Source organism: Halomonas borealis, from assembly GCF_004798905.1.
Classification (GTDB): Bacteria; Pseudomonadota; Gammaproteobacteria; order Pseudomonadales; family Halomonadaceae; genus Halomonas; species Halomonas borealis.
The window spans coordinates 295,819-311,835 of sequence record NZ_SDMO01000001.1; the positions used below are offsets into that span (position 1 = coordinate 295,819).

Annotated in this window: 16 protein-coding genes and 1 tRNA gene; 6 read left to right on the forward strand and 11 right to left on the reverse strand. The window is 59.6% G+C overall.

Annotated elements, in window-relative coordinates; genetic code table 11:
• Positions 1-7: 7 nt before the first annotated feature.
• Together ETC07_RS01375 and ETC07_RS01380 are read left to right on the forward strand one after the other, a co-directional pair.
• Positions 8-1,477, forward strand: a complete 1,470-nt coding sequence (locus ETC07_RS01375) for a complex I subunit 4 family protein (RefSeq protein WP_136246727.1) — start codon at positions 8-10, stop codon at positions 1,475-1,477.
• Positions 1,477-2,841 (forward strand): NADH-quinone oxidoreductase subunit N, encoded by a 1,365-nt coding sequence (locus ETC07_RS01380; protein WP_112056311.1) that lies wholly within the window; start codon positions 1,477-1,479, stop codon positions 2,839-2,841. The genes ETC07_RS01375 and ETC07_RS01380 overlap by 1 nt, the downstream gene beginning before the upstream one ends.
• Before the next feature lie 400 nt (positions 2,842-3,241).
• Here ETC07_RS01380 and ETC07_RS15830 read toward each other — a convergent pair whose 3' ends face one another.
• The 8 genes from ETC07_RS15830 to ETC07_RS01420 form a co-directional block, all read right to left on the reverse strand.
• Entirely contained in the window at positions 3,242-3,499 is a 258-nt protein-coding gene (locus tag ETC07_RS15830) for a hypothetical protein (protein WP_240724529.1), read from the reverse strand.
• Positions 3,500-3,517: 18 nt separating this feature from the next.
• Positions 3,518-4,846, reverse strand: a complete 1,329-nt coding sequence (locus ETC07_RS01390) for an APC family permease (protein ID WP_240724537.1) — start codon at positions 4,844-4,846, stop codon at positions 3,518-3,520.
• A gap of 226 nt (positions 4,847-5,072) precedes the next feature.
• Entirely contained in the window at positions 5,073-6,143 is a 1,071-nt protein-coding gene (locus ETC07_RS01395) for a YncE family protein (protein ID WP_112056316.1), read from the reverse strand.
• A 116-nt stretch (positions 6,144-6,259) separates the two neighbouring features.
• Positions 6,260-8,731 carry a copper-transporting P-type ATPase gene (locus tag ETC07_RS01400; protein WP_175070158.1) on the reverse strand — a complete coding sequence of 824 codons (2,472 nt, stop codon included), beginning with the start codon at positions 8,729-8,731 and terminating at the stop codon, positions 6,260-6,262.
• 91 nt (positions 8,732-8,822) lie between these two features.
• Positions 8,823-9,077 carry an SHOCT domain-containing protein gene (locus ETC07_RS01405; RefSeq protein WP_205742484.1) on the reverse strand — a complete coding sequence of 85 codons (255 nt, stop codon included), beginning with the start codon at positions 9,075-9,077 and terminating at the stop codon, positions 8,823-8,825.
• Between the two features lie 175 nt (positions 9,078-9,252).
• The gene (locus ETC07_RS01410) at positions 9,253-9,927 is read right to left on the reverse strand and encodes a methyltransferase family protein (RefSeq protein ID WP_112056318.1); all 675 of its coding nucleotides are present in this window, start codon (positions 9,925-9,927) and stop codon (positions 9,253-9,255) included.
• 3 nt (positions 9,928-9,930) lie between these two features.
• A complete protein-coding gene (locus tag ETC07_RS01415) occupies positions 9,931-10,275 on the reverse strand; it encodes a DUF5676 family membrane protein (RefSeq protein WP_205742485.1) in 345 nt (114 codons plus the stop codon).
• Positions 10,268-10,621, reverse strand: coding sequence for a YHS domain-containing protein (locus tag ETC07_RS01420; RefSeq protein ID WP_112056319.1), 354 nt, complete (start codon positions 10,619-10,621; stop codon positions 10,268-10,270). The genes ETC07_RS01415 and ETC07_RS01420 overlap by 8 nt, the downstream gene beginning before the upstream one ends.
• Before the next feature lie 481 nt (positions 10,622-11,102).
• On the opposite strand from ETC07_RS01420, the gene ETC07_RS15605 reads away from it, so the two are divergent.
• From ETC07_RS15605 to ETC07_RS01435, 4 genes are all read left to right on the forward strand, one after another.
• Positions 11,103-11,267 carry a hypothetical protein gene (locus tag ETC07_RS15605; protein WP_168709072.1) on the forward strand — a complete coding sequence of 55 codons (165 nt, stop codon included), beginning with the start codon at positions 11,103-11,105 and terminating at the stop codon, positions 11,265-11,267.
• Between the two features lie 19 nt (positions 11,268-11,286).
• Positions 11,287-13,032, forward strand: coding sequence for a DUF3141 domain-containing protein (locus tag ETC07_RS01425; RefSeq protein ID WP_168709141.1), 1,746 nt, complete (start codon positions 11,287-11,289; stop codon positions 13,030-13,032).
• A gap of 172 nt (positions 13,033-13,204) precedes the next feature.
• The gene (locus ETC07_RS01430) at positions 13,205-13,663 is read left to right on the forward strand and encodes an ATPase (protein ID WP_112056322.1); all 459 of its coding nucleotides are present in this window, start codon (positions 13,205-13,207) and stop codon (positions 13,661-13,663) included.
• Between the two features lie 109 nt (positions 13,664-13,772).
• On the forward strand, positions 13,773-14,495 hold the full coding sequence (locus ETC07_RS01435; RefSeq protein WP_112056323.1) for a cytochrome c biogenesis CcdA family protein: 723 nt from the start codon (positions 13,773-13,775) through the stop codon (positions 14,493-14,495).
• A 265-nt stretch (positions 14,496-14,760) separates the two neighbouring features.
• Here the strand turns inward: ETC07_RS01435 and ETC07_RS01440 are convergent.
• The 3 genes from ETC07_RS01440 to ETC07_RS01450 all read right to left on the reverse strand — a co-directional run bounded on the left by ETC07_RS01440 (position 14,761) and on the right by ETC07_RS01450 (position 15,997).
• Positions 14,761-14,850 (reverse strand) — tRNA-Ser (locus ETC07_RS01440).
• An 85-nt stretch (positions 14,851-14,935) separates the two neighbouring features.
• Positions 14,936-15,523 carry a recombinase family protein gene (locus ETC07_RS01445; RefSeq protein ID WP_136246728.1) on the reverse strand — a complete coding sequence of 196 codons (588 nt, stop codon included), beginning with the start codon at positions 15,521-15,523 and terminating at the stop codon, positions 14,936-14,938.
• A gap of 315 nt (positions 15,524-15,838) precedes the next feature.
• Complete coding sequence (locus tag ETC07_RS01450; RefSeq protein ID WP_136246729.1) at positions 15,839-15,997, reverse strand: YqaE/Pmp3 family membrane protein; 159 nt, start codon at positions 15,995-15,997, stop codon at positions 15,839-15,841.
• Between the last annotated feature and the right edge of the window lie 20 nt (positions 15,998-16,017).

The window sequence follows — 16,017 nt, forward strand, 5'->3', positions numbered from 1 at the left end:
TGTATTCATGATACCACTCGTATCTCTGACCTTGTTTTTGCCTCTCGCCGGCGCCGTGCTGATTCTGTGTTTGCCGAAGCCGACGGCGCGGACAGTGCATGGCATAGCGATCGTCAGTGCCGCCCTGACTCTGGTCGGCGCTCTGGCCATGTGGCTGCAGGGGGTGAGTGGTGAGGGCTTTTCCCAGGTTGAAGAGCTGGAATGGATGCCGGCCATCGGCGCCGCTTATCGGGTCGGGGTTGATGGCATAAGCCTGCCGCTGGTGCTACTGAGTGCCGTGCTTTTCCTGGTTGCACTCATCTACGCCTCGTCGCTTCGCGATCGCCCGCGGGCCTACGTGGCCCTGGTCCTGCTTCTTGAGACCACGGCAATCGGTACCTTTACCGCGCTGGACGGGATTCTGTTCTATGTGTTCTTTGAAGTTTCCCTGGTGTCGATGTATTTCATGATCGCAGGGTGGGGACACGAAGACAGGCAACGTGCAGCGCTGATGTTCTTTATCTACACCCTGCTGGGCAGCCTGCCATTGTTGCTTGCTATTCTGGGGCTTTACCTCGGCAGCCCTGATCCTACCTTCGATATGCGGGCCTGGATTGCCCATCCTCCGCTGGAGGGGGCGGCGGCCATGTGGGCGCTGATCGCCATGCTGATTACCTTTGCGGTCAAGATTCCCGCCGTACCGTTGCATACCTGGCTGCCGGCAGCCCATGTTCAGGCGCCGACCGTTGGTAGCGTCATCCTGGCTGGCATCATGTTGAAATTCGGGACTTACGGGCTTGTGCGCTTCGCCCTGCAAATGACCCCTGACGCTTTCCGCGAAGCCGGAATCGTTGTTCTGTTCTTCGGTGTCGTCAGCGCGATTTACGGCGCCTTTGCCACCCTGGCACAGACGGATCTCAAGCGCCTGGTGGCCTATACCTCAGTCAACCACATGGGCTACGTGATCGTCGGCGTCGCCGCGGCTGCGCTAACACTGGATCCTGCCGTGCGTGCCACCGCTCTGGACGGTGCCGTGCTGCAGATGTTCAGTCACGGTCTGGTCACCGGTGCCCTGTTTTTCCTGGTGGGCATGATCCAGGTGCGCGCCCAGACCCGCGAAATGAGCGAGTTTGGTGGCCTGCTCAAAACAGTTCCGCTGCTTGGCTGGCTCTTTGTGCTGGCAGCTTTCGCGTCTCTGGGTCTCCCGGGCCTCGCGCACTTCCCGGCTGAGTTCCAGATATTCCTCGCGACTCTCGGTACCACTCCCATTGCCGTTATCGTGATTCTGGGCATTGCCATTATCGCCGGAACCTTTCTCAAGGCACTGCGTGAAACCTTTCTGGGTGAGCCCCGGGAGCGCTGGAATAAAATGCCGGATCTGAGCCCGCGCGAAATTCTCGCTGTGGCGCCCCTGCTGGTGCTCACTGTCGCCACAGGTGTTGCGCCGTCCTGGGTGCTGGACATCATTCACCGGACCACATCGGTACTGGTGCTGTAATGGGTCGAGATCTCGCATTATTAATCCCGGAAATTGCCGTCCTGTTGACGGCTGTCGGTGCGCTGATCGCGGAAATGCTGCGCCGGCCCCGAATTTCGCTGGCTGTCGCCGTCATCGGCTTGCTCGTTGCCACGGGGCTGACCCTGCGCCTGCTGGGCACAGACACAACGGTGTTTGGAGGCAGCTTTCGAATCGATGCTCTGAGCATCTGGGCCAAGCTTATTTTGCTGCCTGCTACAGTGCTTTCGATGCTGTTGGCGCGGGTGGATGTTCGGGGGAGCGCCCGCGAAGGTACGGTCTATAGCCTGCTGATCTTTGCCACCCTCGGCGCCCTGGTTCTGGCAGGGGCAGGGGATACCATGTTCCTGGTACTGGGTACACTGCTGACCGGCCTGGCCACCTTTGCCCTGGTTGCCTATCCGGATACTGATCCGGCGACCGAAGCTGCGATGAAATTCTTTGTATTCGCTTCGGTCACCACATCGATCATGATTTTCGGCCTGAGTTACTGGTTCGGCGCTTCGGGCTCCACACTGATTGCCGATCTGCCGGGGATGGATACGATGCCGATGGCTGTCATTCTCGGGTTCGTGGCTGTTGTTGTTGGTCTGGGCTACAAGGCATCGCTGGTTCCGTTTCATTTCTGGGCGCCAGATGCCTACGAGGGCGGGCCCCTCTCGATTGCAGCTTATCTGTCTGTAGTGCCCAAGGTTGGCGCCCTGTTTGCGCTAACGCAGGTGGTTCGTGACCTGCCCCCGGAAACCGGTTGGACTGCCGTCATTGCGGGCCTCGCGGTTCTCAGCATGACCTATGGCTATCTCGCTGCACTGGTGCAGGACAACGTCATCCGGCTGCTGGCCTATTCGTCGATTGCCCAGTCCGGTTATTTTCTTCTGGGCATTGTGGCGGTGGGCTCAAGTGAGCTTGCACTACCATCGATCATTCTGTTTGCCGCCGCCTATGCGGCCATGAACCTGGGTGCTTTCGCGGTTGCCGCCGCAACCGGGCGCACTCTGAACGATTTTGACGGGCTGGGACGTGCACGGCCGATTATGGGTATTGCAATGGTGATCTTCCTGCTGTCGCTGGTCGGCATTCCGCCGCTGGCCGGCTTCGTCGGCAAATTCATGCTCTTTGCTGCTGCCATCGACGTCCAGTTCACCTGGCTGGCAATCATAGCGATCGTCAACAGCGTGCTCTCGCTCGCGGTGTATCTACGCATCGTAGTGCCAATGTACCGGACGGCGGAAAAGACAACCATTTCACCGGGCACATGGCCCGGCATCGTGGTCATGATCACGTTTGCCGCCACACTGATCATCGGACTGGCCGCTCAGATTTTCCTAGCGGGACTGGCGACGTGATCGGACTCGCTATCAAAACGTCCGAGACCATAGACTCACGGACTGGCGGAGCATCTAGGTATCGTTCTTTAGGCTTTGACACCTGGACTCAGGACAATAAACTTCTTATAGCTGCGCCTCTCCTTATAGGCGCATCAGCAGGTTAGCAGTATTTCGGAGGTCGGGCTCACGGGTCTATGTAGTTATAACCCGGCAATTTCACAGATCATCCATCCTCCCCGTCTGACGAACAAGGCGCATTGCTTCGTGTTGCTCCAGCTCAAGAAGGGATTCGAGTAATTCCTTTGCTTCAGGAATTTCTGCCTTACCTATGAGGTTGCGATAAAGGTCCGTCACCTGATCATGGAAATCGAAGATTTCCCGGCAGATCTCATTGAAACCCAGCGCAGCATAGGGTGCATCACAGGTTCGATGCGTACGGATCGGGCTTGTGTTCCAGATGATCATATATATAGGTATTCAATGCTTTGGGGGCGGCTCGACGCTTGAACTCTCTGACAACAAATTCCATCTCATTCTCATGATCCGCCAGATAAGTAAGCAGCATCCTGGCACGCTCTTCTTCATTATGATCGGCACAATGAGAAAGACAGCGTGCCAGATTCTCATGAAGCTGGCGTGTCCAGTCGACCAGATCACCAAACGTTTTTACCTCCATGATCCTGCTCCTCTGAAATCAGTGGGAATGCATGTTGTCGCTGTGATTTGATGATTCTTTACGAGACAGAAAGAGACGTTCGCCAACCAAGATAGCCGCCATGACAACCGATGCTACTATCAGCACCAGGGGATCTGTCGTCGCTTTTACCCAAAGGAAGCCTGCCAGCACGACGACATCCAGCAGTATCGCAATAACCAGCACGATTGGGTTGGCACCGACTTCCTTGCGAAGATGACGCAACACCCCCCAATGAATAGCGATATCCATGATCAAGTAAAAGATGATACCAAGTGCGGCGATACGGCTAAGGTCAAAAAATGCCGTCAGAACCAAACCAAGCACGACGGTATAGACCAGGGTATGCTTCTGGATACTTCCTGGCATATGAAAGTGACGATGCGGCACCAGTTCCATTTCCGTCAGCATTGCCAACATGCGTGAGACTGCAAATATACTGGCAATGATGCCACCCGCGGTGGCCAGCATGGCAAGAATGACGGTAAACCAAACGGCGGCCTCTCCAAAAGCCGGCCGCGCAGCAGCCGCAAGTGAATAGTCTTTAGTTTCGATGATTTCCGTCAGGGACAAGTTACTCGCTACTGCAAACCCCACCAACGCATAGATAACGACGCAAAAACCGATCGATATCATGATCGCCCTGCCGACATTGCGATGGGGATCTTTTATCTCTGAGCCACTGTTGGTAATCGTCGTGAACCCCTTGAAGGCCAGAATACCCAACGCAGTCGCACCCAGAAAGCCTGTAAAAGACCCCTCAGGAGCCGATGCCGAGGTTTCCATACCGACGGAGTCGGCGAATATGACACCGACGACGCCAAACAATAGAATCCCACCAATTTTTATGAACCCGATTACTGATGCAACGCCCTGGATCAACTTGTTGGCGGTGAGGTTGATTAAGAATGCAGAAATAAGCAGCGCCACACCCAGTAGAGGCACATACAGAGACCTATCTCCTAGATCGAAGAGTTCAAGTGTGTAGGACCCGAAGGTTCTCGCCAGGAAACTCTGAGCGATCACCATGGAGAAATACATCAAGAGCGCATGAAAAGCGGTAGGTAGCGTCGATCCATAAGCTTTCTGCAGATACATGCCGATCCCACCTGCCGAAGGATAGGCATTAGACATCTTCACATAGGAGTAGGCACTGAAGGAGACGATTAGTGCCGATGACAAGAAGGCAAGAGGGAAAAGCGCTCCCGTCATCTCGGCCATCTGTCCTGTCAAGGCAAATATGCCAGCTCCAATCATGACCCCGGTCCCTAAAGCAATCGCGCCGACCAGAGACAGGCTATCTTTTTTATATTGTGGCGTTCTATCCATTGGCTCCATTATCTTTCTCCTAGCAGTTCACCTTGCGTCTCATCGATGCTTGGTTCCCGTGCCGATCTAGTACAGGCCGATCCCCTTCTCGATCACGCAGTAGATGCCAGTCAGCCATGCGACGATTCATGCCACACCCAATCGATGGCATATAACCGGCCTGGCCATGCCCCCCTGATGTGCGCTAGCTGCCATGAATCCTTCTCGATCGTAAGAAGAAATAATTCTATCGCGTGTCCAGTGAGATCTGGTGACCTATTCCATCGAGCGAAATGGTGTATAGAACCTCGAGAGAAGCCGGGTCGAGCACCCAGAGCTTGCTTTCCTCACGACTGGTGACAAGCAGCCGGCCATCATCCGGTACCACCGCCAGATGGTAAGGGGCCGTGGACAGGGTGATACTCTGCCGAGTCCCGTCGTCGAGCGTAATCCGGACTAACCGATCATCGCCCTGGCTGGTCGCGTAGAGGATTTGCCCATCTGGGCTCAGACCGACACCATGGGGGGCATCGCCGACCTCATATTCGCCCGTCACGCTGCCGGCAGGCAGATCGATCACGACGACGCGTCCGGCCGAGTCATCATTGACATAGAGCCGCTGATTGTCGCGTGAGAGCACCATATGCTCCGGGCTGCCGCCGACACGCAGGTTTCGCTCAACGAACCAGTGCTGAGTGTCGATTTCGCTGACCGTCCCGTTACCCGCGTTGCTGACCAGCAGCGACTGACCGTCTTCGCTTTCGACGACGTAGTTCGGATTCGGACCCGTTGCCACCGTCTCGATATGCTTTCCGGAATCCAGCGACACGACGCTGATGCTGCCCCCCATGGGATGAGTCGAGACGGCATAGCGACCATCGGCCGTCACCAGCACATGATGAACCGGGCCGGGAACTTCCAGCTTTCGCACAATGGCATTGGTGGTCGTATCCATCATATACAGCACGCCGGTGTTCTGCTGATTGGCCGCTGACTTTTCTCCGCCACCGTGATGGGCCGCATGTTCGTCTTCCGTCACGCCCTCCGGGGGGCTGACGTTTTCCTTCGTATCGCGTGGTGTGAGGCTGCCGGCGATCAGGTAGCGACCGTCCGGCGTTAGTGCAGAACCGTGCGTATTGAGGGTATTCGGAATGGAGGGCATCACCTGGTAGCTCTCCAGGTCAATGACGCCAATGGCATCTGCCGAGCCCATCGGCACGAAGGCGCGACTACCGGCTGCCATCGCGGCCATCGATGCGCCCAGCATGACCCCTGCCACGATTGCGTTGAGCCATTGCTTCGTTGATTTGCGTTCCATGCTGGCACCTCTTTGCTGGATACGCCGCGGGACGTAGGCCCCATAGGGGCGATGCCCACACAGCACTTAGTTGTTGGGTCCCGAGAAGAAGTCCTAGCGCTTGTCCTCGACCATGGTCAGATCTTCACCCGACGCAGCCGCAGCGAATTCGTGACCACCGACAAGGACGACGCGCTCATCGCAAAGGCGGCGAACATCGGCGAGATAAGGATACCGAGGAACGGAAACAGGACCCCGGCCGCGACAGGCACGCCGGCCCCGTTGTAGATCAGCGCGAAGAACAGGTTCTGCTTGATGTTGCGCATCGTGGCCAGCGACAACTTGCGGGCCCGCACGATGCCGTCGAGATTGCCCTTGACCAGGGTGAAGCTTGCGCTTTCGATCGCCACGTCGGCGCCGGTGCCCATGGCGATGCCGACATCGGCCTGAGCCAGGGCGGGGGCATCATTGACCCCGTCGCCCGCCATCGCCACCTTGCGGCCTTGTTCCTGCAGTTCACGGATGATGCGGGCCTTGTCTTCAGGCATCACATCAGCGCGGATCTCGTCGATGCCCAGTCGCCCAGCCACCGCTTTCGCCGTCCGCTCGTTGTCGCCCGTCGCCATGATGATGCGGAAGCCCAGTTGGTGCAGCGCCTTCAGTGCCTCGGGCGTTGTCTCCTTCACCGGGTCGGCGACACTGACCAGACCCGCGATGGCGCCGTCGAGTACGACGAACATCACCGTCTCGCCCTGGTCACGGCGGTCATTGGCGGTGTCCGACAGCTTGCCGCCGTCGAGGCCCAGTTCGGCCATCAGCTTGGCATTACCCAGCGCCACCGGCTTGCCGTCGACCACACCCTTGACGCCCATGCCGGTCACGGCCTCGAAATCGCTGGCATCGGCGAGTGTCACCCCACGTTCCTCGGCGCCGCCTACAATCGCCTCGGCCAGCGGGTGTTCGGAGCCGCGCTCCAGACTGGCCGCCAGGCGTAGCACCTCGGCCTCGTCATGCCCCTCTTCCGGCAACACCGCCACCAGCTTCGGTTTGCCCTCGGTCAGGGTGCCGGTCTTGTCGACCATCAACGTATCGACCTTGGCAAAACGCTCCAACGCCTCGGCATTCTTGATCAGCACTCCCAGCTGGGCGCCGCGCCCGGTGGCCGTCATGATCGACATCGGCGTGGCCAAGCCCAGCGCACAGGGACAGGCGATGATCAGTACCGCCACCGCCGAGACCAGCGCATAGGACAGCGCCGGCGCCGGCCCCCAGATCGCCCAGGCGATGAAGGAGAGAATGGCGACGCCGATCACCGCAGGGACGAACGTGCCCGCCACCTTGTCGGCGAACTTCTGGATCGGCGCGCGGGAGCGCTGGGCATTTGCCACCATCTCGACGATCTGGCTGAGCATGGTATCGGCGCCGACACGGGTGGCTTCCATGACCAGACTGCCGGTGCCATTGATCGTGGCCCCGGTGACCTTGTCGCCGTCGACCTTTTCCACAGGCACCGGCTCGCCCGTGATCATCGACTCGTCGATCGAGGAGCGGCCTTCGACCACCACGCCGTCCACCGGCACCTTGTCACCCGGCCGCACCCGCAGGTGATCACCCACCTGCACGTCATCCAGCGCGACCTCTTCTTCGCTGCCATCGGGCCGGATCACCCGCGCGGTCTTGGCAGCCATGTCCAGCAGCGCGCGAATCGCTTTGCCGGTGCCTTCACGGGCGCGCAACTCCATCACCTGACCCAGCAGGACCAGCGCGACGATCACCGCAGCGGCCTCGAAATAGACGCCGACATTGCCGCTCTCGTCGCGAAAGCCCTCGGGAAAGATGCCCGGCGCCAGCAGCGCGACGATGCTGAACAGATAGGCCGAGCCGACTCCCATGGCGATCAGGCTGAACATGTTAAGATTCATCGTCCGAAAAGAGTTGACACCGCGGACGAAGAACGGCCAGCCCGACCACAGGATCACCGGCGTCGCCAGGACGAATTCGATCCACAGCGTGGTGCGCTCGCCGAAAACGTCGCGGATCGCCGTGAGGCCCAGGAAGGGAGACATCGTCAGCACCAGCAACGGGACCGTGAAGATGGCCGCGACCCAGAAGCGCCGGGTGAAGTCGATCAGCTCGGGATTCGGCCCCTCATCGCCGACCGCCGACGATTCCAGCTCCAGCCCCATGCCGCACAACGGGCAAGCGCCGGGGGCGGTCTGGCGCACCTCGGGGTGCATCGGGCAAGTGTAGACGGCGCCGGCATGCCCGGCCGGCACCTTGTCGTACTTGCCGCCACGCACCGGCGTACTAGCCTCATGGTTGGCATTATGGTCCGCCTCGTGCTCGTGACACTGGTCGTGGACAGTATCGTCATGGCCGGCGAGGGCCTTTGGGTCATCGCTTACCACGGGCACGAGGTGCATGCCGCATTTCGGGCAGTCACCCGGCTGGTTGGCCACCACCTCCGGGTGCATCGGACAGATGTACTGGTCGACACTCTGGTGGTCTCCCTGGCAGCCGGCAGAGACGTGGTCCGTCTCGCCACTGCCTCGTGCTGATACATCATGCGATGCATGCCCGTGACAATGGTCGTGCTGATCTTGTTTCATGGAATCGTCTCCGTCGCCTTCATTGGCAGATGGAATCTCAGGATCGCCTGTTCCGTGATCGATTTGTCGCCATGGTGCTCATGCAGATCCATCAATGACGCAGATCGTTCCTGCGTTGCTCGTATTCCTCACGGTCGATCTCTCCCCGGGCATAGCGTTCTTGAAGAAGGTCCAGTGCCGTTGGCCGCGGCGGGTCCATGGCGTCGCCCCGCCCCCGGCTCAGGCGACGTACCAAGAAAACGGCCAAGGCGATAACGGCGCCCCAGAACAGCACCATCATGAACCCGCCGAAGAGCACATGCCCCCAGCCATCGTTGCCCATATACCCCATCATATCGCCCCACATGGTCGGATCTCCTTTCGTCATGAGGCACTCTGATGTCAGGCTAAGACCTGTGTGTTGCCCAAGGGTCAAGCTGAAGAGGCGAACGCATGCAGCTCTCGACTTCGGTCAACGTTCGGCCTGGATCATGGCATTTCGGCCTTAAGTGGCCGCCACTCCGGGATTCTGGCAAGAGCTCTTAGTGCCGCCCTGCCTGCTCATCATGAGAAATACGTGATCCATCGGCTAGCGTTCGCCACTGCCCCCAGCGAGGAATGAACATCGGCACCCTCCGCTGATAGGCGCGATAGGCGTCACCGAAATGGGCCAGCATCTGCTGTTCCTCGCGATGGGCCAGCCAGGCATAGGTGATTACGATCAACGGAAACAAACCAACCGAGAATAGCGTTGGCCAATGCACCACCCCCTCACCGAACAAGGCGATGAACAAACCCGTGTATTGCGGATGCCGTACGAGGGCATACAGTCCTCCGGTAACCAGGCGGTCCTCGCGCCGTGCCTTGTAGACTTGCCGCCAGCCTTGGATAAAGATCCCGATACCGGTAAACGCCAGTCCATAACCGAGCAGCATGGAGACAAGCATGCCGGTTTCTCCCAGCCCCACCAGCGTCGACCAGAGACTGGCGCTAACATACTCGCTATCCAGGCCGAAGAAACGCACCAGCAGATAGATAGTGAGTGGAAAGCCATACATCTCGGCGTAGAGCGCGATGATGAAGGCCTGCACCGCGCCGGCACCGGCCCATTCGCGCCAGTTCTTCGGTGCGAAATAGCGATAGAAGAACCAGGACACCAAGACGATGACGATCAGCGCGAGGCCCCAGGCCCCGGTATGATTGATGGATTCGTTCATAGCCTAGGCTCCGCTGTGCCGGTGGAGGCGTGTGACAAAGAAGTTGTAGAGCGGGCCGAAGACCAGGGCCACGTACCAGCCGTAGCCGAAGCTTTCAGCCAGGCCCAGGAAAAAACTTGGCCAACTCAACCAGGTGAAGCCAGGCAGGAATCGCAACCAGCTTTCGTACATCGCCTGGTCGGGAAACAGCAAGTCGAAGCCGACACATAGGATGAAGGTCACTGCCAGAAATAGCCCCAGGCTCATCCCCAGTGCGATCACGGGAATCCGCGGCGCGGCTTGACCCGGCAAGGGCGTGCCATGACGCGACCTGGGCTTGGCCATCGGAGCTGGATCGACGTCAGGCATCTTGGTTCTCCAGTTGGGCTGGCCGACTTTCGGTATCCGGGCTGACATATTGCTCGGGCGCTGCCTCGAAGCGTTCCCGACAGTCACGCGAACAGAAGTAATAGACGGAACCGTCGTGGACGCTCGGCTTGGCCTTCTCGGTGCTAACGGTCTTGCCGCAGACAGGATCCACGTCTTCGGCTGGCGGAATCCAGCGCGGGCCTTCGGAGGCCGCCCGGCTCTCTGACGCCACCTCGCCATGCTTGCCCTTGTCACGGCCATGCCCCATCACGTGAGCACCGCAGCCGAAGCGCATCATCAGGAAGATGAGTCCTGCCCAGAGCATGAAATACACCAGTTCGTTCATCGCCCTTCTCCTTTATCATCAACGCCTCACCGCTGGACGCCAGCGAGCTCGATGCCAGTCTGAGGCCTATGGGCAACCCAAGAGGCAAGCAGAACGAGATGTCACGTACTGCGATGCGATTCTTATCCCTAGAAAGCGTATCCCGCCAAGCTGAATCGATGCTGAATGCTGATCTTCGACTCCCGGCGAGTATCACTCTCCCGTCCCTATCTAGCGATCGGAGGCACCCATTCTTCTGCGGTCACCGTAAGCGGCCTGTGACCGCGCGGCCTGTCGAGGCTTATCTGTGAGTCAGTGCAGTCAGGGGCGGCGGGTGCCAAAGCAAGTGATCGAACACCGCACGATTAGGCCTAGCTAACTGGACTCAGCCTGGTTTCAGCTTCGCCCTCTACACTAAAAAAAGACAGTAAGAGGTGTCTCATCGAGCATCTCTGCGTGCCGCCCTCAGAGTGGTGACGGCTCTCGATTCCAGGAGGCGATCATGAAACAACGACGCTTTCTCATCGGCGCGTCGAAGGTAGGAGGTTGCATAGGGGCGACATTCACGACGGAACCAACACCGATCAATCTGGAGGTTCCGCCTTACCGTTTCCTGTCCGAGGCTCGAGTCAAGATCGGCGTCGACCCCCAATCAATGACAGCCTAATACCGAGAGGCAAGTCACCATGACCGCCAACACAGCGACAGACAAGGCACCAACGGTCCGCCGGGCCAAGCGCAAGCGCCAACCGGCAGCATCACAAGAGCTGCCCGAGCAGATGGCCGCACCCGGTCCAGATGAGGTTACTGTCCCAAGCAACGCAGCAACGGAACTGCTCGCCTATCAGGGCGACCTGTGGCGGCGCGGTCTGCGCTACCTGGATACCCTGCGTGAGCGCGCCGATAAAATGCTCGAACATGAGCAGGCGGGTAAGCCGCCACTGCTCGACTTCGACTACGAGATGATCCTCGATGGTCGGCAACTGGCGCGGCCTGCCAACTATGCCCTGCTGCGCATCACCCGGGTCGGCGACGACTGCCTGGAGGACTGTCTCGACGAGAGCAAGCCGCCGGTCATGATCATCGATCCCCGCGCGGGTCATGGGCCCGGCATCGGTGGCTTCAAGCGCGACTCCGAGGTGGGCATGGCGCTCCACTTGGGGCACCCGGTCTACTTCGTGATCTTCTTCCCCGAGCCCGTTGCCGGGCAGACTCTGGAGGATGTGCAGCATGTCCTGCGACGCTTCGTCGAGACCCTGGGGGAGCGTCACCCCGGCAAGCCGCCGGTGCTCTACGGCAACTGCCAGGCGGTCTGGGCCATCGTCCTGCTCTCCGCAGACTGTGAGGGCCTGGTCGGGCCGGCAGTTCTCAACGGCTCGCCGTTGTCCTACTGGTCCGGCGAATCCGGGGTCAATCCCATGCGCCTGGCCGGCGGGCTGCTGGGAGGGGCCTGGCTGACCCACCTGATAGCAGACCTAGGAGACGGGCGCTTCGACGGCGCCCATCTGGCCGCCAACTTCGAGAGCCTCAAGCCGGCGAATACCTTGTGGCAGAAAGACTACCAGCTGTTTGCCGACATCGACGGCCAGCGCGAGCGGTTCCTGGCGTTCGAGCGCTGGTGGGCGGGTTTCTATACGCTAAGCAAGGAGGAGATCACCGCCATCGTCGAAAACCTGTTCATCGGCAACAAGCTCGAGCGTGGTGAACTGCAGATCTGCCCGGGGTGTACCGTCGACCTCAAGCACATCCGCAACCCGCTGGTGATCTTCGCCTCCAGCGGCGACAACATCACCCCGCCCCACCAGGCACTCAAGGCCGCTGGCCAGCGCATCATCTATCTGCTCAATCCGCATGTCGGCCATCTGGGGATCTTCGTTTCCGCCAAGGTCGCACGGCTGGAGCACCGGGCGATCCTCGAGAGCGTCGGCGAGCTGAATGACCTCGCGCCGGGGCTCTACGAGATGAAGATCGACAACCCCACCGGCGATCCCGACTGCCACAAGCCGCAGTTTCAGGTGCACTTCGAGGAGCGCCGCGTGGAGGAGCTGGACTACCCCGAGCAGGAACCGGCGTTCGAGCAGGTAAAAGCACTTTCCACGCACAATGTGGCCCTCTACGAGACCTTCGTCGGGCCCTGGGTACGATTGTTCGTTACACCTTGGTCCGCCGAGGCACTGCGTCAACTGCATCCGGCGCGGACCAGCCGGCTGATATTCTCGGAGCGGTTCGCGCCCTGGATGGGCAGCGTGAAGTGGCTGGCCGAGATAGTGGAGACCATGCCAACGCCGGTCGATAGCAACAATCCCTATCGGCAATGGGAGACCTTGATGAGCGAGGCGATCACCTCGACGCTGACGCTTGCCGGCACGAGTCGCGACAGCGTCTTCGAGATGGTGTTCAAGGGGCTCTATGGCCGTCGCCCAGCCCGATGAGTCGCGGCCCTACAGGGGCCAATGGATAGATCGAGGTCATTCACACCCTGCGCCAGCCGTACTTGATGCGAGTCATGGGCCAAGGCATCCGGCAAGGGTATCCTGCGAGAACCACCGCTTTGGTGCAGGCCTATCGCCGACCAAGCATCCTATAACACAAGAGGGCGTCAACATGCAAGTCGAAACCTTTCAGGATCTCATCGACTGGACCCGGGAGCTCCATGGCTTCCTGGCCAAGTGCCTGCAGCACTGCTCTGTACAGCAAGATGAACCCCGGGCCAAAGCGCTGCTTGAGTACCTTGCCACTCATGAAGCGAACCTGGAAAGTACCGTGGCGAGCTTCGAGCAGCAGGCCGATCCCAAGGCCCTGCATACCTGGGTCTATGACTACTTGCCCCATCCGCCCATCTCGCCCCATCAGGAGTGTGACCTGCCCTACGCCAACATGAGTTTTGATGAGATCTGTCGTGAGGTATTCGCCTTCCATGATCAGGTCGTCGAGCTGTATCAATATCTAGAAGGCCGCGCCGAGATCCCCGAGGCACGCACCTTGATCCAGCAGCTGCTGAAGATGGAGGAACACGAGGCGATGCGACTTTCCCAACAGGCCAATCGCGCCAGAGACCTGTAAGCGTGTATCTTGCTGAGGCCACAGCGCGCCATCATCGTCAATGCGGGTATCGGTGGAGCGGTACTGATGGTGATCCCATTTGCTACGTCGCACTGAAGGAAAGTGACTCGTGGAAACGCTCTCGTCCATTGGACTGATCGGCGCCCTCGTCGGCGGGCTGCTGTCGTTTTTCTCGCCCTGCACCCTGCCACTGCTGCCCGCCTATCTGTCGGTAGTCACCGGCGGCAGTGCCGGCAAGGCGGATCGGCGCTTCGAGGCGTTGCTGCTGAGCACCTTCTTCGTCTTCGGATTCAGCGTGGTCTTCATCCTGATGGGCCTGGGTGTGACCAGCATCGGCCAGCTTCTGCGCGGCTATCGTCAGGAGCTCAACTGGATCACCGGCAGCATTGTCATCGTGCTCGGCCTGTTCATGACCGGCGTGTTCCGACTGCCCGCCCTACAGCGCAGCTTTCAGTGGTCGCCCGAGTTGCGAGGGGGCTCCCCCATGGCAGCAACCTTCTTCGGCGTTTCCTTCGCCATCGGCTGGACGCCCTGCATCGGCCCGATCCTGGGCGCCATCCTGATGGCCACCTCGACCACCGCCAATGCCCAGGCCGGCATGCTCTATCTTGCGACGTACTCGATGGGATTGGCCCTACCCTTCCTGGCCAGCACACTGCTGCTCAACAAGTTCAGCCGCTATCGGGGCAGTCTGGGCAAGTGGAGTGCCTATGCCCGTCCGATCGCAGGCGTGATCCTGATTCTGATGGGGCTTCTGATCGTCTCAGGGACGCTAACCAGGCTCTCCAGCATGCTGGTGGACTGGTTCCCGGCCCTTGCCACCATAGGCTAAATGCTGCCTTCCTGAGACATCTTACCCTTTACACCACCCAATTCGGCACGGGTGAAACCCTACCAAGGATACTCAGTGCGCAGTTCGTGGCACAGAACCGTAAGCTCGGGTGGCAGTGATGAGCCGGAGACCTAACAGGAGAAATTGTCCGTGCTAGTCCAACTACATCTTGTAGGAGCCAGGTACAAAGTATGGGCTAGAGTATGGGCTGATAGAATTTAGACATAAAAAAAGCCGCTGAAATCAGCGGCTTATCTTTGTTTGGTGGCGGAGGGACAGGGATTCGAACCCTGGGAAGGCTCTCACCTTCGCCGGTTTTCAAGACCGGTGCATTCAACCGCTCTGCCATCCCTCCGGCTCACGGCGATGCATATTACCAACTTTCCTGATTAGGTCAAGAGTTTCATGCGATCAATGTGTTACCGCCGCGTTCACGGGCTTCACTCGGCGCCGACGGGGCGCTTGTTCCAATGGCGCTTGATGGTCGCGATGCTCAGCCCGGAACGCGCCGCCGCCTGTGACTGGCTGACGCCCTGCGCCTTGAGCCTCTGCACCCTGTCGGTGGTGTCCGTGGCGACGGGGCGCCCGAGCTTGCTGCCCCGACGCCGAGCTCGTTCAAGGCCTTCCCGTGTCCGCTCGCCGATTCGCTTACGCTCGAACTCGGCGAAGGCCTCGAACACCCGGAAGATCCCCTGCCCCTCGTGGCTCGTCAGGTCATGCATCGGCACGTCCAGCGAGACCACCCGTATGCCACCCTCGGCGAGGTGCGCGATGCTACGCCGCAGGTCGATGTTGTCACCGCCCAACCGGTCCAGCGTCAGCACGACCAGGGTGTCGCCGGGCTCGAGCTTGTGCTCGACCATGCTGCGAAAGGCCGGGCGCTGCATCGCCGGGAGCGCGCCCTGCACGGCCTCGCTGACCACCCGATAAGGCTCGATCGAGTAGCCGGCGGCCTCGATGATCCCGACCTGAGCATCGAGCGCCGATTCCACGGCGCCGATGCGGCAATAGGCGAAGGTCCTTCCCATGCGACTGTCTCCCGGCGAGGGGGGGCGCTTGCCCTTTCACGCCTCGCTAGTATCAATTAATGCTTATTTAGTGATACTAACGATACACGGCTTCATCGGTATCAACAACGCGATAACGGCCATTGTCGATGCCTGATGCTGTCATCCGAGGATGTCGATCCGGGCATGATACGCATGGTGCTCTACGGCGGGTTCATCCCATCGGAGACGATGCGTCGGTCGCGAGACGAGAGAATGCGGGCGAGAGAGGCAGGAAGGCAGGAAACGAGTCAATCCGCGATGCGGGGCGGCCAGTGCCGCCCCGGCCTTAACGGATCATCGCTTGGCGATGATCCATACCGCATGGATGATCCCGGGAATATAGCCCAGTAGGGTCAGCAGGATATTGATCCAGAAATGCAGGCCTAAGCCGACCTGAAGAAAGACCCCTACCGGGGGTAGAAGAATCGCGAACAGTATGCGGATCAAGTCCATCGGAATGCTCCTTGTGTTAA